Below are 26,018 nucleotides of genomic sequence, written 5' to 3'. Positions count from 1 at the left end.
GTTGGTTTATTCCTGCCTAAAATTAACCAAAAACCGCAAGCTATGGTAATACTGATCAATCCAGTTTATAGACGACTGCCTGGTAAGGTTTCAACTGCAATTCCATATTATTTTCTATCCTGGACAGCGCTGAATGATCATTGGAGATGAGGAGTTTACCCGAGGAGGAAATTTCTTCAGAAAGCAAAACCCTCTGCGGTTCTGCTGAAAAACTCAGGATCACAAGGTAGGCCTCCTCTTCCAGTTTTCGGGTGTAGGCGTAAACATGTTCATGGTCTTCCCATATCAGATCGTAAAGGCCATAGATCAGGCCTAAATTGGATTTTCTTATGGCAACCATTTTTCTAAAATAGTGCAATACGGATTCTTTGTGTAATTCCTGGGCTGCTACATTAAGACCATATTTATAGTTCTTGTTGACCGCAATCCAGGGCTCACCATTGGTAAATCCGGCATGTTCCGTCTCATCCCATTGCATTGGTGTACGCGCGTTGTCCCTTGCCGTATGTTTTTCGTTCTCTATAAAACTGCGGATATTTTCAGGACTTTGTTCCATAGTCTGGAAACGATTAATAGTATTGATATCGCGATAGTCTTCAATATTGTCGAACTTAACATTGGTCATACCGATCTCTTCACCGTAATAGAAGTAGGGAGTCCCTCTCATGGTCAGTATAAAGGTCTGCAGCATGGTTGCAGAAGCGTACCAATGCTCCGGAGAGTCGTTCCCCCACCTGCTTACCGCCCTTGGAAAATCGTGATTATCCAGGAACAGGCTTCCCCAACCTTTTTTAGCAAAAACCGCATCCCATTCGGAAAAAAGCGTTTTAAACTCTTTCAGTTTCCAGGAGTTTTTACGCCGTTTAAAGAATTCTTCTTCATCCCGGTCTAAGGACATGAGATCGAAATGGAAAAACATGTTCAGTTCTTTTCGGTCTTCATCAACAAAATTCAGTGCCTGCTCCTTGCTAACTCCGGGCGCTTCACCTACCGTCATTACTTCGTAGTGCTGTAAGACTTCCTCATTCATCTCTTTCAGGAATTCATGCAACCTGGGTCCGTTTGCATAAAAAGGAACAAAATCTCCATGGTATTCTTCCGGAAGTTCGGGGTAGGTAATATCCTTTGAAATGAAGGAGATCACATCCATCCGAAAACCGTCAACGCCCTTTTCAAACCAATATCGGATGATATCATAGATCTCCTGCCTTACCTTCTTATTTTCCCATTTCAGGTCGGGTTGTTTTACCGAAAAACAGTGCAGGTAATAGGCATCCGTCTGTTCATCGTACTTCCAGGCATTGCTTTCCAAATCAAAATAACTCCACCTTTTTGGTGGTACACCATTTTCTGCTGGCCACCAGTGATAATAATCGCGATACGGATTGTCCCTGGATTTCCTGGATTCCTGGAACCAAAAGTGTTCATCACTACTGTGATTAGCCACCAGATCCATAATAAGCTTCATACCTCTTTGCTTTACCCCCGCCAGCAGACGGTCAAAATCGTCCATAGTACCGAAGTCGGACAGGATATTCCGGTAATCGCTTATGTCATATCCATTATCGTCGTTTGGAGAAGGATAGACCGGGTTCAACCAGATCACATCTATTCCGAGGCTTTGAATGTAGTCCAGCCTCTGCGTAATACCATTAAGATCTCCAATTCCGTCTGCGTCTGAATCCTGAAAACTCCTTGGGTAGACCTGATAGACCACTGCCTCTTTCCACCATTGCCGCTTTAAATCTGTTGTCATTTAGCTCATAAAAGACTTAAATATATCGCTTTCCCTAAAGAAACTACGGCCTGAAAAAGGAATAAATCAACTATAACGTTTGAGTATGGAAACTTTAAGAATTGAAGAATCAGCATGGCTAATTAACCATATCTGTTCGCTGTTAAATTCATGCTAATCCGAACCCTGAAGAAAGTGCGATCAGTCTAAATTCAATATCTTTAAGAAACTCACTAAGCTTGGTTATCATGCGATTAATCCATGTCCTTGTTGCTTGCTTCTTGTTTAGTTTCACAGGTCTGGCACAGCAACCAACGGAAACCCCGCCCCAGGACATTAATTCCATTGGAGCGTACAGTTTTAGTGGCCTGAAGTATCCCTTAGGGGTCAATGGGGAAAGAAGGGAGTACTACCAGATCCAATATGAGCTCTCTGATAATTTAAGAGTACAATTAGACGCTTTCTACAACAAGTTCGGAACCAGAAACAGGTTGAGAACGGCCCTCTTAACCAAGGTAAATCTGTCTAAAAAATGGTACGTTTTTGCCGGGCCTGAGATAGAATATGATATGAATAGGGAGCTAGGGGGCGATGGTGTTAGGTTAGGGCTGGATCTTGGTATGGGGTATGAAGTAAATGAGCAGCTCTTTTTAGAAGCCGGCTTTAACCAGAATCTGAACGGATCAAGGGTCGGGCCCTATGGTACTATGGGAGATTCCGATTTCTTTACCGTCCGATCCCGCTTTAAATTCTAACGATCCAATTTTATTTTGATGCCGCTTACTTTCTGGGGTGATACTGATTGACAATTTCCGCCAGATGCTGCCGGTCTACATGTACATAGACTTCTGTAGTGGTGATGCTTTCATGGCCAAGCATCTGTTGTATTGCCCGAAGGTCCGCGCCTTTTTGAAGTAAATGGGTGGCAAAGGAATGTCTAAAGGTATGCGGGCTGATATTCTTTTTCTGGCCGGTTTTGAGAGCCAGTTGTTTAATTATGGCGAAAACCATGGCACGACTAAGGCGAGCTCCTCTCCGGTTAAGAAACAAAATGTCTTCATTTCCCTTTTGGATCTTTTGATGAATTCTTACTTCGGTACGATAGATCTCAATGTATTTTTTGGTAATTGGCGCAATGGGTACAAATCGCTGTTTGTCTCCTTTTCCTGTTACATTGATGAAGTCTTCCTCAAAAAAAAGGTCGGATATTTTGAGTCCGGTAAGTTCTGAAACCCTCAGGCCGCAGCCATATAGGGTTTCCAACATGGCCCTGTTCCGCTCCCCCTCCGGTTTAGAGAGGTCTATTGCCTGAATTAACGCATCTATTTCATCTGTGGATAAGGTATCCGGTAGTTTTCGGCCAATTTTGGGCGATTCGACAAGATCCATGGGGTTGTCTTCCCTGTAGTTCTCAAAGACCAGGTAGTTGAAAAAGCTTTTAAGGCCGGAAATTGTGCGTGCCTGCGATCTCGGATTTACTGTTTTCGCCAGATGATGAATAAATAACTGCACCGTTTCCTGATCAATCTTTAGCGGATCCTTCTCTAAACCGGAATCTGAACTAAAAACTTTTAGCTTTACTACATCCCGCTTATAGTTTTGAATGGAGTTCTCAGACAAGCCACGTTCTATGCTCAGGTAATTTCTATAGTCTTCTAATGCCTGGTACCAGTTCATGTTTCAAATGTAATACAAAAGTTGTCAGACTTGGTTTTTAAGGGTGAAACAGCCACCGTAAACGGAGCTACATCGAATAGGAATGTTCTTACAACAAAAATACTCATTTTCACAACTATTTTGACGGCATGTCCCAAGTAACGCTTAGGTTTGAGGCCTTAATCAAAAACAACAAAAAAATGAAAAAACTGATTGTATTAGGAGTATTGGGAATTTTAGGTCTTAGTGTGAAAGCACAGGACTCAACAAGCACGGCAAAAGACAGCTGGCTCATTGAGGCAAACACCGGATTTGGTGCTGGAACAGGGGCTCACGCTTCCAATACGGGCTTTGGCTTTTACTCCTCAGATGGGACTACCATTTGGGCCATAGGTGTTGAAGGAGGATATTTTATGGCGGACAATCTGGCGCTAAAACTTGGACTGGGTTATTCCAGCCAGGAATTTGATAATGATTTTTTTGATACTTCCGCTTTCACTTACAAAGTTGGTCTCAAGTATTATATTGTTGGCACGGTGCCTATCCAGCTCGATGTTACTGGTGGTTCCATCAAAGATCTTGATGAAAACCCACTTTGGCTAGGGATTCAGGGTGCTTATGCCATATTCCTGGCTGACAACCTAAGCCTGGAACCGGGATTGCGTTATAACCTCAGCATGAATGAGGATTTTACGGATCAGGGTATATTCGAATTCAGGATCGGATTTGCCATTCATCTTTAACATTTACCACACGAATAGATTTTGTTTCGCGGGGGTCTAAATGGCTCCCGCTTTTGCTTTATATAGGAATAATCAATATTTAGACTGTTCTAATCAAAGTTTTCTATATTTGAGCATACACGAACCAAACACTATACGATTATGAAAAAAGTACTTATCATTCTGGGGCTTACTCTTCTTGCCTTTAACAGTGCAAAAGCCCAGGGAGTAGATATTGGAGTTACCGGCGGGCTTATGCATACCAACGCGGATATCAGCGTATCAGCCATAGGCATTAGCATTTTTGATATTGATGCAGTCAATCAGACTGGTTTTTATATTGGTTTGATTTTGGACATTGAGGCCACGGAGAAATTCCATGTGCAGCCGGAATTGACGTACGGAAGCGCCGGCGACCTGTCTTTTATTTACCTTCCCCTGATGGCTAAGTACTACGTGGCGGACAAATTTCACGTTATGGCCGGTCCGCAGCTTACATTTTCTTCGAATCTGGGAGATATCAAGGATGTTTTGGAAACTCTTGATGATATAACCGGGGCCAATGCAGACCTTGATGATCTGCTCAAATCCACGGCCATAGACCTCGGATTTGGTGCCGGATATGATATTACGGATAAAATTCGCGTCCATGCGCGCTATGCTGTACCTTTAACCGATATTTATGATGGTCCGCTGGGAGGTTCTTTGGATATAAAAAATTCCACTTTCCAGATCGGTGCGGCCTATATGTTCTGAGAATTTTTAACGATTCACCATCTTTGTTCCCAAATATTACGTATTTGTTTTAGACTGAGTTTCGAAAACACTTAATAATCATTTAAAACAACAAACATGAAAAAACTGTGGACTTTTGTAATCGCTTTTGCCTTATTCGGGATCTTGCAATCTAACGCCCAGGTTTACACCGGAGCAATCGGCCTTGGGCTGGATTTCGGAGACGGGGAAACACTTGTAGGACCTTCAGGAAAATACTTCTTCTCCGCTGAACATGCGGGACAGGCGGAAGTGTTATTTGGAGATGGTGTAACCGGGATCAGTATTCTCTATGAATATCATGGAGGATTCTCCGGTGCAGAAAACCTCCAATGGTATGCAGGTGCCGGTCCGACCATTCTTTTGGGGGACGGTAATTCGGATGTCGGGATCCGACCCATAATAGGTCTGGATTTTAAGATTCCTGATGTACCCCTTGCCTTTTCTTTTGATTGGCGCCCTTACATAAGTTTTGAAGAAAACGGTACTGAAGCAGCACGCTTTGCTCTGGGATTCAGATATGCCTTCGATTAAAAAATAATTCCTTTTCAGGAGTGCTAAAAGCGGAAGATAACCTTCCGCTTTTTTTATTTTCAAAGCACAAGAAGTTCATAAATCGCTCATCTGCAACCTTTTTCGGGGGTTTTACAACAAAAATATCGCGAATTTTCGCGAAGATTCTAGATTTGTTTTAACCAAACCAGAAATAGATACCAATGAGAAATCTGATACTAACCGCCATAGTTCTCCTTACTGCCATAACTACATATGCACAAGAGGGTGTTAAGTTTGGCGTACAGGGAGGTATACCCTTTGGAGATTTTAATAACAGGGTCAGTGTTGTACTGGGAGCCAACGTGGGCTATGCCTATGCCCTGGGCGAAACCATAGACCTTGGCCTTAGTATTGGGTATATTCACGGTCTGGAAGAGACTTTCCAGGAAAATCTAGCCGCTGGTGCTTCGGACGTTCAGTTTCTGCCATTGGCGGGATCCTTCCGCATCTGGCCTTCCAATTCCTTCTCTTTTGGAGGCGAAGTAGGTCAGGCCATAGGCATTAACGATGGCAATGACGGGGGCTTGTATTACCGTCCTCAATTGGGTTATATGATGGGTCCCAGGACGGAGGTAAATCTGTCCTATACCGGTATAGAACTGGATGAAAGTTCCTGGGCCACAGTTACCTTCGGTATTCGATATACCCTACCCGTATTCAAAGAAGGTTTCTAGGATTAGCCTGGGCTTTTACCTACCATTTGATCAGATTGCTTCCTAAACCATAGCCGGGCCAGCTTTTTTCATGGATCACATTTTACTACATTTACGACCATGAAGCTTATCATCATCAACGGACCAAACCTAAATCTACTGGGAAAACGCGAACCGGAAGTATACGGCGACAAGACATTTGAGGACTATTTTGAGGAATTACAGACCCGTTTTGATACCATTTCGCTGGACTACTTCCAATCCAATATAGAAGGAGAACTCATAGACAAACTTCAGGAGGTAGGTTTTAGTTATGATGGTATCGTGCTCAATGCCGCTTCTTATACCCACACATCTATTGGTTTGGGCGATGCTGTCAAAGCTATAGAAACACCGGTTGTGGAAGTTCATATCTCCAATACGCATAAAAGAGAGGATTTCAGGCACGTCTCCTATATCTCCTCCGGGGCCAAAGGCGTGATCCTGGGCTTCGGACTACAAAGCTATGATCTGGCCATACAGAGCTTTCTAGGAAGTCGTTAAGGGTTTCAGGTATTTCTTATCCGCATAGAAGGTTCCAAAGGGCAAAAGGCTGGCGATAAAGAGGATCATAAATCGCCTCAATCCCCACTTGCGCTCCATTGTAAGCACAACCGCCAATACTACAAAAGCGATAAACAAGAAACCATGGGCGTAGCCAACGTAGATGTTGGGCTCGGGTATCTTCGCCCAATGTTTAAGCGGCATGCTGAATCCAAAAAGCATGAGGTAGGAGATTCCCTCCAATATGGCTGTTATGCGAAAAGCTTTTAGCATTGTAATCTATTAGAAAGTGTATGGGTTTATTAAGTTTAGGGGTTTAGCAGCCGATCGGTTAGAATATTTTACTAATCACACCTTTCCAAACTTATTAACTCCCAGCCTCTTTAACTTAAACTTGTACTTAAACTTAAACTTACAAATGAATCACCTCATCATATGCATCGGCAACGGCTTCCATAACCGCTTCACTCATAGTAGGATGTGGGTGAACTGCTTTCAGCACTTCATGCCCGGTTGTCTCTAACTTACGTGCAACCACTGCTTCAGCGATCATATCCGTTACTCCTACCCCGATCATATGGCAACCTAACCACTCCCCGTACTTCGCGTCAAAAATAACCTTGACGAAACCATCCGGAGTACCGGCAGCTTTTGCTTTACCATTGGCTGAAAAAGGAAATTTACCCACCTTGATATCGTAGCCTTCCTCTTTTGCTTTTTGCTCGGTTAAACCTACTGATGCCACCTCAGGGATACAATAAGTACAGCCAGGAATATTGCCGTAATCCAGGGACTCTACATGCATACCGGCGATTTTCTCCACACATATAATGCCTTCGGCACTGGCTACGTGCGCGAGGGCCGGGCCTGGAGTAACATCACCTATGGCGTAGTAACCGGGAATATTCGTTTGATAAAAATCGTTTACCATGATCTTGTCCCGGTCTGTGGCGATGCCAACTTCTTCCAGACCAATGTTTTCAATATTACTCTTGATTCCTACTGCGGACAACACCAGGTCTGCTTCCAGCTCCTTATCGCCTTTTGCGGTCTTTACCGTAGCTTTTACTCCGTCTCCAGAGGTATCTACTGAAGTAACTTCGGAAGAAGTCATAATTTTCACACCTGATTTTTTAAAACTGCGTTCCAATTGCTTGGATACTTCCTCGTCCTCAACAGGTACCACATTCGGGAGGAATTCCACAACAGTTACTTCTGTTCCCAGAGCGTTGTAGAAATAGGCAAACTCCATTCCTATGGCTCCGCTTCCTACAACGATCATTTTATTAGGCTGTTTGTCTAAGGACATCGCCTTTCTGTAACCAATGATCTTTTCCCCATCCTGAGGAAGGCTGGGCAACTCCCGGCTTCTTGCGCCGGTCGCAATGATAATATGTTCAGCGTTATATGTGGTTTCCTTGCCGGCTTCATCAGTTACTGCGATCTTTTTGCCAGGCTGAAGTTTTCCAAAACCACTAAGTACCTCAATCTTGTTTTTCTTCATGAGGAATTGAACACCCTTGCTCATACTGTCAGCCACATTCCGGCTTCTTTTGACCACCGCGCCGAAATCTTTGTCAACCTCCTTTGCATTCAAGCCGTAGTCTTCGGCATGTTGCAGGTAGTTGAATACCTGTGCGGACTTTATCAGTGCCTTGGTGGGGATACAACCCCAGTTCAGACAGACGCCTCCGAGGCTTTCTTTTTCGACAATTGCAGTTTTAAATCCCAGTTGTGAAGCCCGAATGGCTGCTACATATCCGCCGGGGCCACTACCCAAAACGATTACATCAAAAGTGCTCATGAATGTTTTATTTTAAGTCTGAAAATTGAATTGCCAAAGGTACGAAACCAAAAGGAAAAGACGAGGGCGAAAATGAGATTTAGCAATATGATGGCAATGGCGCGAATTTGAACTGCAGGTATACCCTCATAAGTGATGGATGTTTAAGGAAGGCTATTCGTGAATTTGAAGATTTGAAGATTTGAAAATGCCGGGATGTGGAAGTAAACTGTTGGATGGTTGGAAAATTGGATAGTTAGACTGTTAGATGGTTGGATGACTAGACGATTAGATAGTTGGACGGCAATGATGGTTAGATGGTTGGATAGTTGGATGACCAGACATTTAGATATTTAATCAATCTACTATTCACTAATTACTGTTCACTGATAACTGTTTACTGCTTACTGAAAATGGGGTTCCTAACCCCGCCCCAGACTCAAGTTAGCAATTGGCACTGCATTAATAAAGCAGAAAGAGGATAACTCAATTTTATAATGAAATAGTGTAGCAATGTAACAATTTGAAGGTCTGAAAATTTGAAGATTTGAAAATGAAACAATGGCCGTTTAGGGGGTCTGTGAAAAGGTAAAACTGTAAAATCGAGGAATTGTGAAATGGGCTGGCAACTGCCAACTATCAACTATCAACTATCAAAGGTCAACTACTTTTTACCGAACATCCGCTTATTAAATGCCTCCGAGCCACCTTTGGGGATCGATAAGGAAACCCATTCACTGCCTTTGATCATCTTACCCAAAAATACGATTTGTCCGATGTGATAAGCGTAATGACCCAACTGCCGGTGAAAGGCCTGTGGGATACTGTGGGCCTCTCCTCGTATATATACTTTAGTGTCAAAATTTTCATTGTTTACACTTTTAAGCGCTTCAAAAAGGCAATCCCAACCGCGTTCCCAGGCACTGATCATATCTGACTTGGATTGAAAGCTATCCTCAAACTCCGTTTCCCTATTCCGCCAGGTTTTTTCACCATCTTCAGTGAGAAAATTGGTCCATCTACTAAGCATATTCCCGGAAATATGTTTGACAATTACCGCTATGCTGTTGTCTTCCTCCCCCTGACGCAAACGAATGTCCTCCTCACTGAGTTGTGCAAAGGTTTTATCACCGAGCGCCTTATATCGCTTAAATTCAGAAAGCAAGCTGCTTAGGAAGTCAGAAGTGTAATTCATGTGGTAAGTTCAAGTTTAAGTTCAAGCGTAAGGATAAGCTCAAAAGCTTTCAGTGTTCAGTAAAGGGAACTGTTTACTGTTCACTGATTACTGAAATTGGGGTTCCAAAACCCACCCCAGTTTCAAGTTAGTAACATTCACTGAATTTAAAAAGCAGGATAAACAAAGTACAAGTGTAAGTGTAAGTGTAAGTTCAAACGCTTACATTGTTGAATAAAGGAAACTGTTCACTGATTACTGTTTACTTTCCCATCAGGTCTCGACTGCCCGTCCGTACCGGCGCGGGCGGACGCTCGACCTGACATATCATATTGCACACTGCCCACCGCCCACTGTTTACTGTTCACTTCCTACTGCCAACCGGCTTACTAGCGTCGTCCGGGATGAAATCAAGCGCAGCTCCGTTTATGCAATGTCTTTTGCCCGTTGTAGCCCTTGGCCCATCGTCAAAAACATGCCCCAGATGCCCCCCGCATACTGCACAGTGCTCCTCCGTACGGGCATATCCTATCTTATAATCCACATCATAAGCCACGTTACCTTCTATGGTTCGGTCAAAACTTGGCCATCCGGTTCCGGAGTCGAATTTATGTTCACTCCTAAACAGCGGAGTTGCACAGCCAGCACAGACGTAAGTCCCTTTTTCCTTGTTATTCAGCAATTCACTGGACCCAGGGTTTTCGGTACCGGCCTTTCTAAGGATATAGAACTCCATATCGGTCAGTTCTTTCCGCCACTCAGCCTCCGTTTTGGTCACCGCAAAAGTCTCCTGGGGTTCTTTACTACTGTCTTCGGCCATTTCCTTTTTCTGTGAAACTCCCTTACATCCTGCAAATGCAATGCAGATGGCCATTAAAATGTTTCGTATCATAGCAATCTAATCGTATTTAATATAAACTGTCTCTTATTCTTTCGATACAAATTTACGGATAACATATCACTAAGGTATCACAAAAAAATCCTCCACCATAAAACAGCAGGGGAAGTATTTTTAAGACAAAATTTATTTAATCCAGCTGTACTCTCCTGATGTCTTTTTCCTCGATCGTCATGGCGCTCATTACTGAGGAAATATTGGAAGTATCCATTTTTGCGCTTTGTGCAAAAGCAGCAGGTAACACTGCAATCCTAAATACCTGGTTGTCCGTGTCTCCCGGCAACAGGGTAGCGAGATCAAAATCCGATTCCAGGAAGATATTTACGTCCAGGAACGTATGATCATAATTGTATTGTAGTAGTCCCTGGTCCAGAATCCTCGTTTGAGGAAGCAGTCTCCATATATCTACAGCCTCTCCATTGGAGTCTTCCGTTTGGTCCCACAAGAGGTATACCAGTACCACATCCGATTCAAATACTTCGACAGTCTGGGGAAATTCATAGAACAAAGCGTAATCATTCCCCACATTAAAATCACCTTCAATTTCCAGTATCGTTCCGAGAATATTGACCCCATCTTGTCCGTCAAGTCCGTCAAGACCATCAAAACCAGGAGGCCCGGGAGGTCCTGCCGGTCCTTCACAAGAAATCATAAAAAGCGCTATAAACGCGCCTAAAAAGAGTGCTGTATTTTTCATAATTCAGATTTTACACGCTTAGCAGTACCTCCTGAAGAAGGCCTGTAAACAAATTTTGAAGTACACTTTACAAAAAGCGTTCCAAAAAAATTAAAAAGCGCTAAATACCAGCAAAACAAGGCTTTAGAATTGACTAGAAATCCTACTTTGGTTTTACAAAGAATTTGCTACTTTTAAGGAAAACCAAAGGAACCACTGCTATGTTAAGACAAGAACGCGTTATCATAGAGAATATCACACCGCAAATTGAATGCGGTGCTTTTTTTGTTAAAAGAGTTGTAGGGGAAACCGTCGTGGTAACTGCCGATGTCTTACCAGACGGACACGATCTCATACAGGCAGAGGTACTTTACAAACATGAAAAGGAGCGCAAATACCGGGAAGAGCGGATGCAGCATCTGGGAAACGACTATTTTTCCGCTTCTTTTGTCTGTAACAAACAGGGGTTTTACCAGTATCAGATCCGGGCCTGGGTTGATTATGCACTTAACTGGCAACACGGGATAGAGGCCAAACTTAAAGACAATCAACGGGTGATAAGCGAGTTGCTGGATGGTGTTCAATACCTGAAATTCCTGCTCAAAAAGGTTCCCGACCCGGAGAAAGCCTATCTAAAGACCCTGGTGGAGCAATTCAATAATGAGGCTCATTATGACGAAGCTATACAGGCGGCTACCTCAGAACAGCTTCATCAGCTGTTTTTAAATTATCCACAGCGGATCCTGGCCAATAAAAGCAAAACACTGGAGGTCTATGTAGACCGGAAAAAAGCCAGTTTCAGCACCTGGTATGAATTCTTCCCGCGATCCTCGGCCGAGGAACCGGGTAAACACGGGACCTTTAAAGATTGCGAGCGACTGATCCCGCGCATCGCAGCCATGGGATTCGATACCCTTTACTTTCCTCCCATACACCCTATTGGGGAGGTGAACCGTAAGGGTAAAAACAATACTGTGGAGGCCAAGGAGGGAGATTCCGGAGTACCCTGGGGTATAGGATCCAAACACGGCGGGCATAAGGCCATTCATCCTGAATTGGGGACCGAAAAAGACTTCAAGGCACTTATCAAGGTGGCCAATAAGCACGATATTGAGGTTGCCATGGACCTGGCTTTCCAGGCGGCACCGGACCACCCATATGTAACTGAACACCCGGAATGGTTTCGCAAAAGGCCGGATGGTACTATTCAGTATGCTGAAAATCCACCTAAAAAATATCAGGATATTGTTAACTTTTATTTTGAAACCACTGATTATAAGGCTCTATGGGAAGAATTATTAAGTGTTACCCTCCACTGGGTGAATATGGGCATTAGCATTTTCCGGGTAGATAACCCGCACACCAAACCCTATTATTTCTGGCATTGGCTTATTGCGCAGGTAAAGAAGGATCATCCGGATGTACTCTTCCTGGCTGAGGCATTTTCGCGCCCAAAAGTGATGCAACAACTCGCAAAACAGGGTTTTTCTCAGTCTTATACTTATTTTACATGGCGGGTTCAGAAGTACGAACTGATCGAATATCTGGTAGAACTCACACAAAGCGAAATGAAAGAGTATTACCGTCCTAATTTCTGGCCAAACACACCTGATATCAACCCATATCATCTGCAGGGAGCTAATGAAGCTATGCACCTAATACGATATGCACTGGCCGCTACACTTAGCGGAAATATCGGAATTTACGGGCCGGTCTTTGAATATATGGTGACTGAAGCCCTGCCGGGCAAAGAAGAATACCTGGACTGCGAAAAATACGAAGTAAGGCACTGGGATTGGTCCATTGAAAATAAGCTAACCCATGTGATCAGTAAGATCAACGGTATTCGCAAGGCCCACGAAGCGTTGCAACAAACAAATAACATTCGTTTTTGTGGGGTTGAAAACGACAACCTGATCGCGTTTTACAAGTGGAATGACAGCAAAACGGATGAAATGCTCATCGTGATCAGTCTGGATTCCTATTACACTCAAAGAGGTGAGGTGCAATTACCTTTGGATTCCCTGGGAATTCATCACGGGCATGCGGTACAGGTTCACGATGTTCTGACGGATAATAGTTACATTTGGGACAAGGAATGGAACTATGTAGAATTGCACCCCGCTTTACCCTTTCATCTGTTGCACCTTAAGAAATAGCCATGGCTAAAGCAAAAAAAGATTCGGTATTGCAACCTCCCTTCAAATTTGATGTAGCCTGGGAGGACCTGATGGAGGACGAGAAGTTCGTAAAGGTATTTCTCTCCGATGTGCTGGAGAACTATGTCGTACAACAGCGTTGGTACGGCGGTAAATCCAGCAAAATGAAATATATCGAATTGCAGGAGTACTTTCGCATCCAACAACGGGAAGAAGTGTATTACGGACTGTTGCTGGAAGTTAATTTTGAAGAAGCCTTTTACCAGCATTATTTCCTGCCCATAGCTTTTGTGTCGGATGAGAGTTTTGCTGAAAAAGACCGCATACTGCCGCTTTCTATCAAAGGACAGGAAGGGTTTATCATAGATGCGCTGAACCTGGAGGCCTTTAGGAAACTGGTTTTTGAAAGAATTGTCAACGCAGAGCAGGACGACCGTACCCGGGTACAGTATCACAAGAGCCTGAATTTTACGGAGACCGAGTACAAATCGTCCCGTTTTATGGGGCTGGAGCAGAGTAATACCTCTATTATTATCAACGATACTCTAGTGATTAAATTCTTTAGGCGGATCTATGCCGATAAGAACCCGGATTACGAGATGAGCCGTTTCCTTTCTGAACGCAAGGGATATAAGAATACCCCGGCTTACCAGGGCAGCCTGAGTATTATGGATACGGACGGGGTTAACATTACCATAGCCCTGATGCAGGAATTGGTTCCTAACCAGGGTGATGCCTGGGATTTTATGTTGAAAGAACTACATAAGATCTTCAGCAACCTGGAATACAAGGGGATCAGTGTATCCAAACTTCCCCGGGTACCCCTTTTCCAACGTACTCAGATACGGGATGTGCCTCCGGAGATCATTGATTGGGCCGGGTTGAATATCTTCCTTAAAATTCAGGTACTGGCCCGGAGAACAGCTGAAATGCATGTAGCGCTGGGGTCTGAATTTGAAGATACCGCCTTTACCCCAACTCACTTTAACGGGGATTACGAAGTTTGGCTCAAAAACCGCTTGCTGTATCAATTTCAAAATCGATTGAATACGGTTGAGAACAACCTGCACAGGCTCGAGGGACTTAGCCTGGAACTCGCCAAGGAATTCCTGGAACGCAAGAATGAGATCAGGAAAAGATTTGTGAACTTTGACTGGACACGCCTAAAAGGAGAACGCATACGTGTACATGGAGATTATCACCTTGGACAGATCTTAGTACAGGATGACGATTTCTATTTACTCGATTTTGAAGGAGAGCCCGAGAGTACCATCAGGGACCGTAAAGTAAAGCAACCCCCGCTTAAGGATATTGCCGGGATCTTCCGTTCCTTTCATTACGCCATATACGCCACAATATTCAACAATGGAGACGCCTACCCCTATCAGTTGGAAGAGTTATACCAGGCCGGAGAAACCCTTTACCGCTACTTTATTGGGGTATTTATGGAAACCTATGTCACCATTATCCAGGAACACAACCTGAATATTGGCTATAAACAGGAGCGGGTATTCATTTTAAAATATTGCATGTTAGAAAAAGCAGTCTACGAACTGGGTTACGAAATGAATTCAAGACCCAGATGGGCTGTGATCCCTCTGGAAGGGATCATGGGAATCATTAATGAAACTAACTAAACTAAAACCAAAATTATATGAGCAGAGTTGTGCCACATAGTTTGTTTTCCGACTTCGATATCAATTTATTCAAGGCCGGGAAGCATTACCGCCTTTATGAAAAACTTGGGTCCCATCCTATTGAGGTCAACGGGGAGAAAGGCACTTACTTTGCGGTTTGGGCCCCTTCGGCCAAGTCCGTGGCAGTCGTTGGTGATTTTAATTATTGGCTGGAAGGAGATCACAAGCTGAATGTTCGCTGGGATGAAAGCGGTATTTGGGAAGGTTTTATCCCGGGGGTGGATGTCGGAACCAAATACAAGTATAAGATCCATTCGCACAACAACGACATCATGACCGAAAAGGCGGATCCCTTTGCGCGCCTCTGTGAAACCCCACCCAATACGGCCTCCGTAGTTTGGAAGGCCGATTACAAGTGGAAAGACAAGAAATGGATGGGCTATCGGGCTGACAAGAACGGCCTGGACCGTCCTTATTCGGTCTACGAAGTACACCTGGGCTCCTGGAGACGCAGGGAAGGGAATGGCTTTATGAGCTATACGGAATTGGCGGACGAACTGGTAACTTACCTGAAAGAAATGAATTTTACGCATGTGGAGTTCATGCCGATAATGGAATACCCTTTTGATCCTTCCTGGGGTTACCAGCTTACAGGCTATTTTGCTCCTACCTCCCGTTTCGGGAAACCTGAGGAATTTAAATTACTGGTAGACAAACTACACCAGAATGATATCGGGGTGATCCTGGATTGGGTACCCTCCCATTTTCCTGAAGACGCTCACGGACTCGGATTTTTTGATGGCTCTCACCTCTACGAACACCCGGACCGTAGAAGAGGTTACCACCCGGACTGGAAAAGTCTGATCTTTAACTACGGCCGTAATGAGGTGCGCGCTTTCCTGATAAGTAACGCGTTGTTTTGGTTGGATCAATTTCACGTAGACGGCTTGAGGGTAGACGCCGTGGCTTCTATGCTTTACCTGGACTACTCTCGTGAAGAAGGTGAGTGGGAACCTAATATGTACGGAAATAATGAAAACCTGGAAGCCATCTCTTTTATCCGGGAGCTAAACGAGGAGATCTATCAGAGCTTTAAGGGCGTTCAGACCATAGCAGAGGAATCTACCGCTTTCTCAGGGGTATCCAGACCTGTTTACCTGGGTGGACTGGGATTTGGGATGAAATGGATGATGGGATGGATGCACGACACCCTGGAATACTTTAAGAAAGAACCTATATACCGAAAACACCATCAGAATGATATTACCTTCAGTATGACCTATGCGTTTACGGAGAATTTTATGTTGCCTTTCTCTCATGACGAAGTGGTCTATGGAAAACAATCTTTGCTATATCGTATGCCTGGTGATGAGTGGCAGCGCTTTGCCAACCTCAGATTACTATTCGGCTATATGTTTACCCACCCGGGTACCAACCTGATCTTTATGGGAGGAGAATTCGGGCAATCTTCGGAATGGAATTACCAACACAGCCTGGACTGGCATTTGGTACAGTACGACCTCCATTCGGGCGTGCAGCAAATGGTAAAAGATCTCAATGCCCTTTACCAGGGTTACCCGGCTCTATATGAAAAACAATTCAGTACAGAAGGCTTCCAGTGGATCGATTATGGAGATGCGGAAAATTCTGTTCTTACCTATATCAGAAAGGGCCATGATGAGAAGAACGATCTGTTCATTGCCTGTAACTTTACTCCGGTACCCCGGGAGAATTATCGCATGGGTATCCCAAAAAGCGGAACGCTTACCGAAGTCTTTAATAGCGATCTTAAGAAATATGGCGGCAGCGGCATGAAGAATGGGAAGGTAAAAACGAGCGCAACTCCCTGGCACGGTCGGGATCAATCTGTTGAGATCACTATTCCCCCATTGGCTGTTGTGGTGTTCCAGTAGAATTATTTCAGTAAGCAGTTAGCGGTCGGCAGTAGGCAGTGAACAGTGGGCAGTGAACAGTAATCAGTGAACAGTTCCCTTTACTGAACATTGTAAGCGTTTGAACTTAGACTTAAACTTACACTTGTAGTTTGTTTATCCTGCTTTCAAAATGCAGTGAATGTCACTAACTTAGAACTGGGGCGGGGTTTGGAACCCCTGTTTCAGTATGCAGTAAGCAGTGGACAGTAAGCAGTCCCGATAGCTATCGGGAGTAATCAGTGAACAGTAATCAGTGAACAGTGAACAGTCTTGCTTCATTAAGGCCTCGGAAGATTAAATTTAGTAGTGTCCTTTTTTAAAATTCAAAACTTACAACTTAAAACCATTAACTTAAGCTTATACTTTTAAAAGTGAACAGTCCCTTTGATAAAAATCCAACCGTCCAAGCATCCAACCATCTAACAGTCCAACCATCTAACAGTCCAACCATCTAACAGTCCAACCATCCAATAGTCTAACTATCCAACAATCCAATAGTCTAACAATCCAACAATCCAACCGTCCAAGCATCCAACAATCTAACAATCCAATAGTCTAACAAGTCTGGCCAACCACCAATCCAAAGGTCTAACCGTCTAAAAGTCTGACTATTCCAACCGTCTAACAATCCAATACTCCATTTTCAAATCTTCATGCTGGCCAAGTCGCAAACTCACGATTTCACAATTCCTCGATTTTACAGTTTTACATTTTTACAACTTATCAAGTACTCTTCATTTAAAACCTAACACTTACAACCTGCCCTTGTACTTAAACTTCTGCAGCAAAAAGCATCTCAAACAGTCTCTATTACTTTTTCCAGATCTCTCCTGGATTTTGGCCTTTTGGATGGTTGGTTAAAGTCGTCTTCATCCCGGTAGCCAATGGCCACTGCCACAACGGCGGCATAGTCCAATTGATTCAGGATTCTGTCGTACTGCTCTGGTTCTATACCCTCCATGGGCGTTGCATCAATGCCCATTGCAGCGCAGGCGCTTAAGAATACCCCAAGGGACAAATACAGTTGCCGGTTAAACCAGGATTTGATCTGATCTTCTGGCATTGGTTTGATAAACTCTTTGTAATAATCAACAGCACGTCCGGGTAGCTCTGCTTCAATTTGCTGTTCAAAAAGGTCCAGACTGTTAATTCTACTGAATACCACCACGGTGTCACTATCCAGGACTTTTTCTGTATTCAGCCAGGAAACTTTGGACAATTGCTGTTTGGTTTCGGCATCTGAGACAAAGGTAAATTTCCAGGGCTGACTATTTATGGAGGAGGGGCTCAGGCGTAGCACCTCCATTAAATCCTGAATTTTGTTTTGCTCAATCTTCCTGGACGGATTATACATTTTGGTAGTATAACGCTGTTGCATGTATTCCTTAAAGCTCATCCTGTTTTTTCTGAATATTACTATAAAAATTAATGTTACAATATTATGTATAGAATTCTGTGTTTACAATAATCATCCAAAGAGTGTGGTTAGCAATAAATTTCACAATTCCTCAATTTTACAGTTTTACTGGATTTCAAATCCTCAATTTGCTACATTGGGTCATTTCCAAATTTCCAAATTAACACATTGTCTTTCTGCTTTCAAATTGCAGTGAATGTTACTAACTTAAAACTGGGGTGGGGTTCAGAACCCCTGTTTCAGTAGGCAGCCCTCCTTCGCTAAAGCTTCGGAGGAGGAACTCAGTGAACAGTCCCGATAGCTATCGGGAGTAATAAGTGAACAGTAATCAGTGAACAGTGAACAGTCTTGCTTCATTAAGGCCTCGGAAGATTAAATTTAGTAGTGTCCTTTTTTAAAATTCAAAACTTACAACTTAAAACCATTTACTTAAGCTTATACTTTTAAAAGTGAACAGTCCCCTTGATAAAAATCCAACCGTCCAATAGTCCAACCATCTAACAGTCCAACCATCCAATAGTCTAACAATGCAACAATCCAACCGTCCAAGCATCCAACAATCTAACAATCCAACCATCCAATACTCCATTTTCACCCTTTCACATTAGCCAAATCGCAATTTTACAATTTCACAGTTTTACAGTTTTACACTTTCACAATTTACCCAACCACCTCCCTACCTAAAACTAGTCAATCGGCTCAACTTTTGATTTAGTTTTATGGATTTGATACAAAATACTTCTTACTTTAGAATAAGAAAAATCTGTAATTCGGATTCAATTGTCAATTATGAAGAAAACAATATTAGTAATAGTGTTTCTATGCTTTTTGAGCTATTCATCGGCTCAGCAAATACTCAGAACAGAACTCGGTAACGTTTTTTATGGAACTAATAAGTATAAAACTGAGTATAATTCTCCGGAAGGAACTCCCTATCTGAATGAGAGTTTTACTCCGGCCAAAATAAATGATATTAGCAAAACTCATTTCGTTCGCTTTAATGGCTATAGCGGAGAGGTTGAAGTTAAAGTAAGTGAGGGACGGGTCGTAGTTTTGAATGAGGGAGATTTCTTTGCGATCAAACTACTGGACGGGAGTAATACCGAATACCAAACTCTCAGCTATCTGGACGAAAAAGGTAAGAGAAAACACTCCTTTTTTCAGCTCCTTTCTAATTCAGAGGGCTACAAACTTTATTTGAAACAAAAGGTCAATTACTATAAGGAAGTAAAAGCTGAGGCCTACAAAGAGGCGCAACCCCCAAGATTTAAACCCGGCAAGCCGGAATTTTATTTCAGTACCGCCAATGATCCTAAAGAACTTACCCTGATCCCTCAAAAGACCAACGGCTTTCTCAAACTATTTCCGGAAAAATCACAGGAATTAAAGAAATTCATCAAATCCAAAAAACTCAAACTAAACCGGAAAGAAGACTTAATGAGCATTTTCGAATATTTGAAAACTTAAACAGCTAAAATCGTATCACCCCAACTCATACTTGAGCTTGAACTTAAACTTACACTTAGCAATTTGCACAGCCCTCTTTCATTAGACGTTCGCTCCTATGAATAAATATTCGGCAAGGCGATCTTAAACCTTACCGCCAGAAGTCTTATGCTAATTACCAAAACGATGGCCGCCAGGAAGGCGTACTGATCTTTAACTGTCAGATAGGTCAACAGGAAATAAAAGCTGCCTCCCAGAATACAGGCTGTAGCATAGATCTCCTTTCGGAAGATCACAGGGATCTCATTACAAAGGATATCACGCAGTACCCCGCCAAAACTGGCTGTTATCGTACCCAAAGCAACACACATCACAGGAAGCAATTCTGCCTGAACGCCTTTTTCTATTCCTACCATGGTATAGAGGCCTATGCCTATAGTATCGAACAGGAAGAGGGAAGTACGGAGATATCGGAGTTTTTTGCGGAACAGGATGGCAAAGACCACCGTTCCGGAAATGGTAATCACGTATACGGAATCACGCATCCAAACCACCGGTGTATCCCCTATCAGAAGGTCTCGGAGTGTACCGCCGCCTATGGCTGTAACGAATGCGATAATGATCACCCCGAAAAGATCGAGCTTTTTCTCCATAGCAACCAGTACCCCGGAAATGGCAAAAGCGATAGTACCCAGAATGTCAATAACAAAGTAAAACAAGACCTAAAGGTTTTGAGTGTAGAAATTGTAATCCTTGATCACAATATCCACAAATTGTATGGGTTTGAGGTCCGTACTGATCCCCATAACTTTTTTTATCCGCTCACTGAGTGAGATCACCACATGATGATCACCGTGTAATTTGGCGGAATCGTAAAGTTCTTTGATGGTCTGCATCTCCCTGTCCTTAAATACCACAACCTGCGGAAATTGAGGTTTATAATCTTCTGGCAATTCCCTCAGTAATGTATCCTTGAGCCCAACTTTCCTTTTTTCACTGATCACAGTGGTTCCTGCTGCAATATCCCCAATACGCTGCCCTTTGCCCCGGATTAGAATGGTTAATACCGCTAACCCGCCGGTTGTGAGTGATACGTCAATGATCCTCAATATCCAACGCACAAAATAGTTGGCAAAACTCGGTTTGCTGCCATCTAATTTAACCACCCGAATACGCATCAGGCTTTTGCCTACGGTTTTACCGTTGGTAAAAGTTTCCAACAGCACATAATATAGAAAAGCAGGAAGACTAAGTACCATAACCAGCACCCACATATCCTCAATATCCACGTCAAGAGCGCCCATTACCAGAAACATCAAAACAATGTAAGTAATAATGATAAAACTGTCTATAAGGTAAGCAAGCATGCGGTCTCCGAGGTGCGCAGTGTTCTGGCTGATACTGATATTTTGGGCCGTTTCTATTTGAAATTGTTCCATACTTTCGTTTCTTTGGGATAAACCAAAAGTTAATGCGCGAGGCCGCCTTCGTAAAGCAAAATAAAGACAAATGGGCTACTTTTGAAAGCGCACTGTCTAACAAAACGAAGATTTCTCCAGATGTATTGTCCGACCTTTATGTAGAAATTACTGACCATCTGAGCTATGCCAAAACCTTCTATCCGGGCAGTAATACGGAGTTTTATCTCAATACCCTGGCTTCAGAAGCGCATCGCAAAATTTACAAGACCAAAAAAGAATCCAGGAACAGAATTGTACAATTCTGGAAAACAGAGTTCCCCAGCATGTTTTATCATCACCAAAGGGAATTGTTGATCGCCTTTTTGGTCTTCCTGTTTTTTAGCCTGGTTGGGGCTTTTTCGGCCGCGAATGACGGGGATTTTGTCCGGGCCATACTCGGCGATAACTATGTGAATATGACCCTGGAAAATATAGAAAAAGGAGATCCTATGGCAGTGTACAAACAAATGGGGGAATTCAATATGTTCCTGGGGATCACCATAAATAATATACGCGTAGCCTTAATTGCTTTCGCCCTCGGCATCACTTTGGGTATCGGTACTTTGATGGTAATGCTTCGCAATGGTATTATGCTCGGCAGTTTCCAGTATTTCTTTTACGAAAAAGGTCTCTTATGGGAATCTGCGAGAACCATCTGGATCCATGGGACCATAGAGATTTCCGTCATTATCATTGCCGGTTGTGCCGGACTGGTAATGGCCAATGGCATGCTCTTCCCGGGAACTTACACCCGGATGGAGTCTTTTAAGCGCGGGATAAAGAACAGTCTCAAGATCATGATAAGCACCCTGCCATTCTTCGTTATAGCGGGATTCCTGGAGGGTTTTGTGACCAGGCATACCGAAATGCCCGATGCTCTTGCAATCCTAATAATTGCCTCCTCCCTGGCAATAATATTGTATTACTACGTTATATATCCCCGCCAACTTCACAGTAAATCCAAATTATGAACGAAACCAATTACATAGAATTCAAAAAGAAACGCGAACTCGGCAGTATTTTAAGTGATACCTTCGCGTTTTTGCGCAATCAGTTCAAACCGTTTTTCAGCATATTCTTCAGGATTGTCGGGCCTTACCTCTTGGTCATGCTTCTTAGTTATGGCTTCTATATGTACACTGTAGGAGACTTTGTCAACTTTAATATCGAACGTTCGGATAGTGTAGCCAATACTTTCCTGATCTTACTCGTGGCCGTGCTGCTGATATTTTCGGTGATTGCGGTTTATGTCATTTCTCAGGCTACTACACTTTTCTACATACGGTCTTACGCCAACAATAAGGGAAAGGCAGATTATGCCGAGATCCGCAAAGAGGTATACCAGTCCTTCTGGAATTTCATTGGGTTGGGAATTCTGGTAGGCCTTTCGGTTGGCATTGGCTTTATGTTCTGTTTCATTCCGGGGATTTACTTATATGTGCCCTTAATGCTCTCTTTCAGCGTAATGGTCTTCAATCAAAAAGGGGTAACAGACGCCTATTCTTACAGTTTTACCCTGGTGAAGGATCATTGGTGGATGACATTCGCATCACTATTCGTGGTAGGTATTATCGTTACCGTAGCCAGCTACGCCTTCGCCTTACCCTCTACCCTTTACACCTGGATGAAGATGGGTATTATATCGGGAGAAGTAGACCCGGTCAGCCTGGATGGTAATTTCTTCGACCCCATCTCCATACTCCTGGGAATGCTCAGCACCCTGGCGCAATTTTTATTGAACATTATTTCGGTAGTCGCCGGTGTATTGATTTATTTTGATCTCAACGAAAAGAAAAACTTTACAGGTACCTACGAGCGCATCCAAAACCTGGGAGAGTCTGCGGAAAATTAGAAATGCTAAGAAAACTTGTCGTCTTTTGCTTTTGTTGCCTTGCTGCCAACCTGCTATTGGCAAAGCAAGACTCCACGGAGGTGAAATACGATGAGGGCCCGATTGAGCGGTTACAAATAAGTGAGGAGGAACTCCGGGCCTACAAGGAAAATCCGGCCTTCAACTACGAAATTGAAAAGCAGGAAAACGGCTGGTGGGATGCCTTAATGGCCTGGATAGGAAACCTGTTCCTTCGGTTCTTTGAAGCATTGTTCGGCGTTGAAAAAGCCACTGGCTTTCTGGCTTTCTTTCTTCGCATACTCCCCTATCTGCTGCTCCTCTTTTTCATCTTTCTCTTGATTAAATTTTTCCTGAGGGTAAGTGCCAACAGTATGTTACACACACAAAAAAACAAGCCCTTGGCGGCGCTTTCAGAGGAAGAGCACATCATTCAGAACGAAGACATCCAGGCCTTGATCCGTAAAGCCCTGGAAGAAAGGAATTATCGATTGGCCATACGATATTACTACCTGTTTCTATTACAATTGATGAGCGAAAAAGACATGATAAAATGGGAACTGCAAAAAACAAATGACGACTACCTGCATGAGATCCAAAAGCCGGAAATACAGGCTCCGTTCAGGACCATTACCAGGCTTTATGATTATATCTGGTATGGAAGTTTTGACATAGAGGAAACCGAATACAAAACAGCTGCCAGGGCATTTACCCAGCTGCAAAAAATGGTCGATAAAAGTGCGTAAAAAAGGAACGATATATGTCGTGATTGCCGTCCTTACCCTGGGTTTGCTCCTGCTATTGGAGTACAACAAACCCAAGGAGGTCAATTGGTTCCCTTCCTTTGTGGCACAGCATAAATTGCCCTATGGCACCTATGTATTGCGGGATATTCTGGAGCAGGATTTCGAAGATGATCTGAGACCAGTCCGCATCCCCCCATTCGAATTTCTGGCAAATAACAGCGATCTTGAGGGAACCTATTTCTTTGTGAACGATGCCCTTGAATTCGGTGAAAGCGAACTGGATGCCTTGTTACAGTGGGCCGCCAGAGGGAATACGCTCTTCATGGCTGCAGAGGCTTTCGAAAAACGATTGAAAGATACGCTGGGACTGGAAACATCCAGTCTGTTCAGTGGGCTGGACCGTGAGCATCCGCCAAGATTTCGACTGGTAAATCCTAGGTTGGACGCCAGGAAAGACTATACTTTTACCAAGGACCTTTATGCCACTTACTTTAGCGCTGTGGACACCCTGAAAACCACAGTGATCGGTACGGTTTTCAATGAAAGCGATGAAGAAGATCCTGAGGATCCGCATATCAATGTCATAAGTCAGCCTTATGGAGAAGGGACCATACTCATTAGCAGTTTCCCCAAAGCTTTTACCAACTACTTTATTTTGAGAGGAAACAACAAGGACTATGTAGCCGGTATCCTCTCCTATATAGATACTTCCAGGCCGTTGTTGCTTGATAGTTATTACAAAACCGGAAAGCCATACTACACCTCTCCTATGTATATTTTTCTGAATACCAAAGAATTAAAATGGGCGTACTACATCGTATTAATCGGGGTGCTGGTATATATTATCTTTGAAGGGAAGCGCAAACAACGGGCCATCCCAGTAGTAAAACCCTTGCGAAATCAGACTCTCGACTTTACCCGTACCATTGCCGATATGTATTATGAGAAGGGGGAACGCGCTCAAATTGCCAAACACAAGATCGAATACTTTATGGATTACATTCGATCTCATTTTTATTTGGATACCCAAAAACAAGACCAGGAGTTTTACCAGAATCTTGCGTCAAGAAGCGGACACAGTCCGGAAGAGGTAAAGGCGCTTTTTAAATACTTTGATACCATCTCAAAGAGCACTCAGCTTACTGATGAAGCATTGAGAAAATTAAACACCCGAATAGAAAAATTTAAAGCCAAAGCAAATGCAAAATAGCGAAGAGCAGGAAAAAGAAGAACTCAATTTTGACAACAGGATTCCTTTGGAAGACCTCAAGAATGCCGTAACGGCTATCAGGGCAGAGTTGGGTAAGGTTATTGTCGGACAGGAAAATTTCATTGAACTGCTGATCGTTTCCTTGCTCGTAGATGGTCATGTACTGATTGAAGGAGTTCCAGGGATCGCGAAGACGGTCACAGCCAAACTATTTGCCAAAACCCTCAAGACCGGCTTCAGCAGGATACAATTCACTCCGGATCTTATGCCTAGTGACATCCTGGGAACTTCGGTCTTCAACGTAAAAACTTCAGAGTTCGAATTCAAACAAGGACCGATCTTTTCCAATATCGTATTAATAGACGAAATAAACCGGGCTCCGGCCAAAACCCAGGCCGCCATGTTCGAGACCATGGAAGAACGGCAGGTGACCATGGACGGAACCACCTACCCTATGGACATGCCTTTTATGGTTCTGGCCACTCAGAACCCTATTGAACAAGAAGGCACCTACGCTTTACCTGAGGCGCAGCTAGACCGATTTCTGTTTAAGATCAAGGTTGGGTATCCTTCGGTTGAAGAGGAGGTAAAGATCATCCAGACCCACCATGAACGCAAAGGAGAGCAGCCCCAAGCTCTGGTTAAAGATGTATTGAACCCAACACAACTGGAAGACTATCGCAAAAAGATCCAGGATGTGATCGTGGAGGAAAAAATCGTAAAGTATATCGCGGAGATGGTTACCCGGACCCGAAATCATCCGCATCTGTACCTGGGTGGGTCTCCGAGGGCATCCATAGCGGTTTTAAATTCCGCAAAGGCCTTTGCCGCAATACAGGGAAGAGATTTTGTAATTCCTGAGGATGTTAAGAAGGCCCTGGTCCCCGTCCTGAACCACCGGGTGATCCTCACCCCTGAACGCGAAATGGAGGGCATGACCTCGGAGAGCGTTATCAGTATGATTGCAGAATCTGTAGAGGTTCCAAGATAA

The 26,018-nt window shown here is 43.5% G+C and carries 25 protein-coding genes; 15 read left to right on the top strand and 10 right to left on the bottom strand.

Annotation, left to right across the window (positions count from 1 at the left end; genetic code table 11):
- Positions 1–55 precede the first annotated feature (55 nt).
- Positions 56–1,756, bottom strand: coding sequence for a glycoside hydrolase family 13 protein (locus GTQ38_RS08615; protein WP_161435089.1), 1,701 nt, complete (start codon positions 1,754–1,756; stop codon positions 56–58).
- A 227-nt stretch (positions 1,757–1,983) separates the two neighbouring features.
- On the opposite strand from GTQ38_RS08615, the gene GTQ38_RS08610 reads away from it, so the two are divergent.
- Positions 1,984–2,490, top strand: coding sequence for a hypothetical protein (locus GTQ38_RS08610; RefSeq protein WP_161435088.1), 507 nt, complete (start codon positions 1,984–1,986; stop codon positions 2,488–2,490).
- A 25-nt stretch (positions 2,491–2,515) separates the two neighbouring features.
- Here the strand turns inward: GTQ38_RS08610 and xerD are convergent, their stop codons facing one another.
- Complete coding sequence (xerD, locus tag GTQ38_RS08605; RefSeq protein ID WP_161435087.1) at positions 2,516–3,412, bottom strand: site-specific tyrosine recombinase XerD; 897 nt, start codon at positions 3,410–3,412, stop codon at positions 2,516–2,518.
- Between the two features lie 179 nt (positions 3,413–3,591).
- On the opposite strand from xerD, the gene GTQ38_RS08600 reads away from it, so the two are divergent.
- The 5 genes from GTQ38_RS08600 to aroQ all read left to right on the top strand — a co-directional run bounded on the left by GTQ38_RS08600 (position 3,592) and on the right by aroQ (position 6,638).
- Entirely contained in the window at positions 3,592–4,134 is a 543-nt protein-coding gene (locus tag GTQ38_RS08600; RefSeq protein ID WP_161435086.1) for an outer membrane beta-barrel protein, read from the top strand.
- A gap of 141 nt (positions 4,135–4,275) precedes the next feature.
- Positions 4,276–4,869: a porin family protein gene (locus GTQ38_RS08595; RefSeq protein WP_161435085.1), complete on the top strand. Its 594-nt coding sequence runs from the start codon at positions 4,276–4,278 to the stop codon at positions 4,867–4,869.
- Positions 4,870–4,965: 96 nt separating this feature from the next.
- On the top strand, positions 4,966–5,421 hold the full coding sequence (locus GTQ38_RS08590) for a hypothetical protein (protein ID WP_161435084.1): 456 nt from the start codon (positions 4,966–4,968) through the stop codon (positions 5,419–5,421).
- A gap of 182 nt (positions 5,422–5,603) precedes the next feature.
- Positions 5,604–6,116: a hypothetical protein gene (locus tag GTQ38_RS08585; RefSeq protein WP_161435083.1), complete on the top strand. Its 513-nt coding sequence runs from the start codon at positions 5,604–5,606 to the stop codon at positions 6,114–6,116.
- A 99-nt stretch (positions 6,117–6,215) separates the two neighbouring features.
- Positions 6,216–6,638: a type II 3-dehydroquinate dehydratase gene (gene aroQ / locus GTQ38_RS08580; RefSeq protein ID WP_161435082.1), complete on the top strand. Its 423-nt coding sequence runs from the start codon at positions 6,216–6,218 to the stop codon at positions 6,636–6,638.
- Here aroQ and GTQ38_RS08575 read toward each other — a convergent pair.
- The 5 genes from GTQ38_RS08575 to GTQ38_RS08555 form a co-directional block, all read right to left on the bottom strand.
- Positions 6,624–6,911, bottom strand: a complete 288-nt coding sequence (locus tag GTQ38_RS08575) for a DUF3817 domain-containing protein (RefSeq protein WP_161435081.1) — start codon at positions 6,909–6,911, stop codon at positions 6,624–6,626. The genes aroQ and GTQ38_RS08575 overlap by 15 nt on opposite strands.
- A gap of 139 nt (positions 6,912–7,050) precedes the next feature.
- Positions 7,051–8,442: a dihydrolipoyl dehydrogenase gene (gene lpdA, locus GTQ38_RS08570; RefSeq protein WP_161435080.1), complete on the bottom strand. Its 1,392-nt coding sequence runs from the start codon at positions 8,440–8,442 to the stop codon at positions 7,051–7,053.
- 643 nt (positions 8,443–9,085) lie between these two features.
- Positions 9,086–9,616 carry a DUF1572 family protein gene (locus tag GTQ38_RS08565; RefSeq protein ID WP_161435079.1) on the bottom strand — a complete coding sequence of 177 codons (531 nt, stop codon included), beginning with the start codon at positions 9,614–9,616 and terminating at the stop codon, positions 9,086–9,088.
- Positions 9,617–9,959: 343 nt separating this feature from the next.
- Positions 9,960–10,487: a peptide-methionine (R)-S-oxide reductase MsrB gene (gene msrB / locus GTQ38_RS08560; protein WP_161435078.1), complete on the bottom strand. Its 528-nt coding sequence runs from the start codon at positions 10,485–10,487 to the stop codon at positions 9,960–9,962.
- Between the two features lie 136 nt (positions 10,488–10,623).
- Positions 10,624–11,190, bottom strand: coding sequence for a collagen-like protein (locus tag GTQ38_RS08555; RefSeq protein ID WP_161435077.1), 567 nt, complete (start codon positions 11,188–11,190; stop codon positions 10,624–10,626).
- 200 nt (positions 11,191–11,390) lie between these two features.
- Here GTQ38_RS08555 and GTQ38_RS08550 point away from each other — a divergent pair, with 200 nt between their 5' ends.
- The 3 genes from GTQ38_RS08550 to glgB are packed head-to-tail and all read left to right on the top strand — an operon-like array spanning position 11,391 to position 16,878.
- Complete coding sequence (locus GTQ38_RS08550; protein WP_161435076.1) at positions 11,391–13,328, top strand: alpha-1,4-glucan--maltose-1-phosphate maltosyltransferase; 1,938 nt, start codon at positions 11,391–11,393, stop codon at positions 13,326–13,328.
- 2 nt (positions 13,329–13,330) lie between these two features.
- The gene (locus GTQ38_RS08545) at positions 13,331–14,965 is read left to right on the top strand and encodes a maltokinase N-terminal cap-like domain-containing protein (protein WP_161435075.1); all 1,635 of its coding nucleotides are present in this window, start codon (positions 13,331–13,333) and stop codon (positions 14,963–14,965) included.
- Between the two features lie 17 nt (positions 14,966–14,982).
- A complete protein-coding gene (glgB, locus tag GTQ38_RS08540; RefSeq protein ID WP_161435074.1) occupies positions 14,983–16,878 on the top strand; it encodes a 1,4-alpha-glucan branching protein GlgB in 1,896 nt (631 codons plus the stop codon).
- An 817-nt stretch (positions 16,879–17,695) separates the two neighbouring features.
- Here the strand turns inward: glgB and GTQ38_RS08535 are convergent.
- Positions 17,696–18,295 carry a nitroreductase family protein gene (locus GTQ38_RS08535; protein WP_161435073.1) on the bottom strand — a complete coding sequence of 200 codons (600 nt, stop codon included), beginning with the start codon at positions 18,293–18,295 and terminating at the stop codon, positions 17,696–17,698.
- A gap of 810 nt (positions 18,296–19,105) precedes the next feature.
- Between GTQ38_RS08535 and GTQ38_RS08530 the strand changes: the two genes are divergently transcribed.
- A complete protein-coding gene (locus GTQ38_RS08530) occupies positions 19,106–19,783 on the top strand; it encodes a hypothetical protein (RefSeq protein WP_161435072.1) in 678 nt (225 codons plus the stop codon).
- Between the two features lie 95 nt (positions 19,784–19,878).
- Here GTQ38_RS08530 and GTQ38_RS08525 read toward each other — a convergent pair whose 3' ends face one another.
- Both GTQ38_RS08525 and GTQ38_RS08520 read right to left on the bottom strand, forming a co-directional pair.
- Entirely contained in the window at positions 19,879–20,481 is a 603-nt protein-coding gene (locus GTQ38_RS08525) for a trimeric intracellular cation channel family protein (protein ID WP_161435071.1), read from the bottom strand.
- A 3-nt stretch (positions 20,482–20,484) separates the two neighbouring features.
- A complete protein-coding gene (locus GTQ38_RS08520; RefSeq protein ID WP_161435070.1) occupies positions 20,485–21,201 on the bottom strand; it encodes an RDD family protein in 717 nt (238 codons plus the stop codon).
- A gap of 32 nt (positions 21,202–21,233) precedes the next feature.
- On the opposite strand from GTQ38_RS08520, the gene GTQ38_RS08515 reads away from it, so the two are divergent.
- From GTQ38_RS08515 to GTQ38_RS08495, 5 genes are read left to right on the top strand one after another with little or no spacing between them, the layout of a single operon-like run.
- A complete protein-coding gene (locus tag GTQ38_RS08515) occupies positions 21,234–22,193 on the top strand; it encodes a stage II sporulation protein M (protein ID WP_161435069.1) in 960 nt (319 codons plus the stop codon).
- Positions 22,190–23,074: a hypothetical protein gene (locus GTQ38_RS08510; protein WP_161435068.1), complete on the top strand. Its 885-nt coding sequence runs from the start codon at positions 22,190–22,192 to the stop codon at positions 23,072–23,074. Before GTQ38_RS08515 ends, GTQ38_RS08510 begins: the two co-directional genes overlap by 4 nt.
- A 2-nt stretch (positions 23,075–23,076) precedes the next feature.
- Complete coding sequence (locus GTQ38_RS08505; RefSeq protein WP_161435067.1) at positions 23,077–23,817, top strand: DUF4129 domain-containing protein; 741 nt, start codon at positions 23,077–23,079, stop codon at positions 23,815–23,817.
- The gene (locus GTQ38_RS08500) at positions 23,810–25,027 is read left to right on the top strand and encodes a DUF4350 domain-containing protein (RefSeq protein ID WP_161435066.1); all 1,218 of its coding nucleotides are present in this window, start codon (positions 23,810–23,812) and stop codon (positions 25,025–25,027) included. Before GTQ38_RS08505 ends, GTQ38_RS08500 begins: the two co-directional genes overlap by 8 nt.
- Positions 25,017–26,018 carry an AAA family ATPase gene (locus tag GTQ38_RS08495; protein ID WP_161435065.1) on the top strand — a complete coding sequence of 334 codons (1,002 nt, stop codon included), beginning with the start codon at positions 25,017–25,019 and terminating at the stop codon, positions 26,016–26,018. Before GTQ38_RS08500 ends, GTQ38_RS08495 begins: the two co-directional genes overlap by 11 nt.

The sequence above is a fragment of the Poritiphilus flavus genome (assembly GCF_009901585.1).
Lineage (GTDB): Bacteria > Bacteroidota > Bacteroidia > Flavobacteriales > Flavobacteriaceae > Poritiphilus > Poritiphilus flavus.
The sequence above is the reverse complement of the archived record's forward strand: the minus strand, read 5'-3'. Positions and strand labels throughout refer to the sequence as shown.

Excerpts from the sequence above, each read along its gene's own strand:
- GTQ38_RS08565 (WP_161435079.1), bottom strand. The coding sequence starts at position 9,616 with ATGAATTACACTTCTGACTTCCTAAGCAGCTTGCTTTCTGAATTTAAG.
- GTQ38_RS08530 (WP_161435072.1), top strand. The coding sequence starts at position 19,106 with ATGAAGAAAACAATATTAGTAATAGTGTTTCTATGCTTTTTGAGCTAT.
- GTQ38_RS08515 (WP_161435069.1), top strand. The coding sequence starts at position 21,234 with ATGCGCGAGGCCGCCTTCGTAAAGCAAAATAAAGACAAATGGGCTACT.
- GTQ38_RS08610 (WP_161435088.1), top strand. The coding sequence starts at position 1,984 with ATGCGATTAATCCATGTCCTTGTTGCTTGCTTCTTGTTTAGTTTCACA.
- GTQ38_RS08585 (WP_161435083.1), top strand. The coding sequence starts at position 5,604 with ATGAGAAATCTGATACTAACCGCCATAGTTCTCCTTACTGCCATAACT.
- GTQ38_RS08545 (WP_161435075.1), top strand. The coding sequence starts at position 13,331 with ATGGCTAAAGCAAAAAAAGATTCGGTATTGCAACCTCCCTTCAAATTT.
- GTQ38_RS08615 (WP_161435089.1), bottom strand. The coding sequence starts at position 1,756 with ATGACAACAGATTTAAAGCGGCAATGGTGGAAAGAGGCAGTGGTCTAT.
- GTQ38_RS08535 (WP_161435073.1), bottom strand. The coding sequence starts at position 18,295 with ATGAGCTTTAAGGAATACATGCAACAGCGTTATACTACCAAAATGTAT.
- GTQ38_RS08505 (WP_161435067.1), top strand. The coding sequence starts at position 23,077 with ATGCTAAGAAAACTTGTCGTCTTTTGCTTTTGTTGCCTTGCTGCCAAC.
- GTQ38_RS08595 (WP_161435085.1), top strand. The coding sequence starts at position 4,276 with ATGAAAAAAGTACTTATCATTCTGGGGCTTACTCTTCTTGCCTTTAAC.
- msrB (WP_161435078.1), bottom strand. The coding sequence starts at position 10,487 with ATGATACGAAACATTTTAATGGCCATCTGCATTGCATTTGCAGGATGT.
- lpdA (WP_161435080.1), bottom strand. The coding sequence starts at position 8,442 with ATGAGCACTTTTGATGTAATCGTTTTGGGTAGTGGCCCCGGCGGATAT.
- aroQ (WP_161435082.1), top strand. The coding sequence starts at position 6,216 with ATGAAGCTTATCATCATCAACGGACCAAACCTAAATCTACTGGGAAAA.
- GTQ38_RS08550 (WP_161435076.1), top strand. The coding sequence starts at position 11,391 with ATGTTAAGACAAGAACGCGTTATCATAGAGAATATCACACCGCAAATT.
- GTQ38_RS08575 (WP_161435081.1), bottom strand. The coding sequence starts at position 6,911 with ATGCTAAAAGCTTTTCGCATAACAGCCATATTGGAGGGAATCTCCTAC.
- xerD (WP_161435087.1), bottom strand. The coding sequence starts at position 3,412 with ATGAACTGGTACCAGGCATTAGAAGACTATAGAAATTACCTGAGCATA.
- GTQ38_RS08590 (WP_161435084.1), top strand. The coding sequence starts at position 4,966 with ATGAAAAAACTGTGGACTTTTGTAATCGCTTTTGCCTTATTCGGGATC.
- GTQ38_RS08600 (WP_161435086.1), top strand. The coding sequence starts at position 3,592 with ATGAAAAAACTGATTGTATTAGGAGTATTGGGAATTTTAGGTCTTAGT.
- GTQ38_RS08555 (WP_161435077.1), bottom strand. The coding sequence starts at position 11,190 with ATGAAAAATACAGCACTCTTTTTAGGCGCGTTTATAGCGCTTTTTATG.
- GTQ38_RS08520 (WP_161435070.1), bottom strand. The coding sequence starts at position 21,201 with ATGGAACAATTTCAAATAGAAACGGCCCAAAATATCAGTATCAGCCAG.
- GTQ38_RS08495 (WP_161435065.1), top strand. The coding sequence starts at position 25,017 with ATGCAAAATAGCGAAGAGCAGGAAAAAGAAGAACTCAATTTTGACAAC.
- GTQ38_RS08510 (WP_161435068.1), top strand. The coding sequence starts at position 22,190 with ATGAACGAAACCAATTACATAGAATTCAAAAAGAAACGCGAACTCGGC.
- glgB (WP_161435074.1), top strand. The coding sequence starts at position 14,983 with ATGAGCAGAGTTGTGCCACATAGTTTGTTTTCCGACTTCGATATCAAT.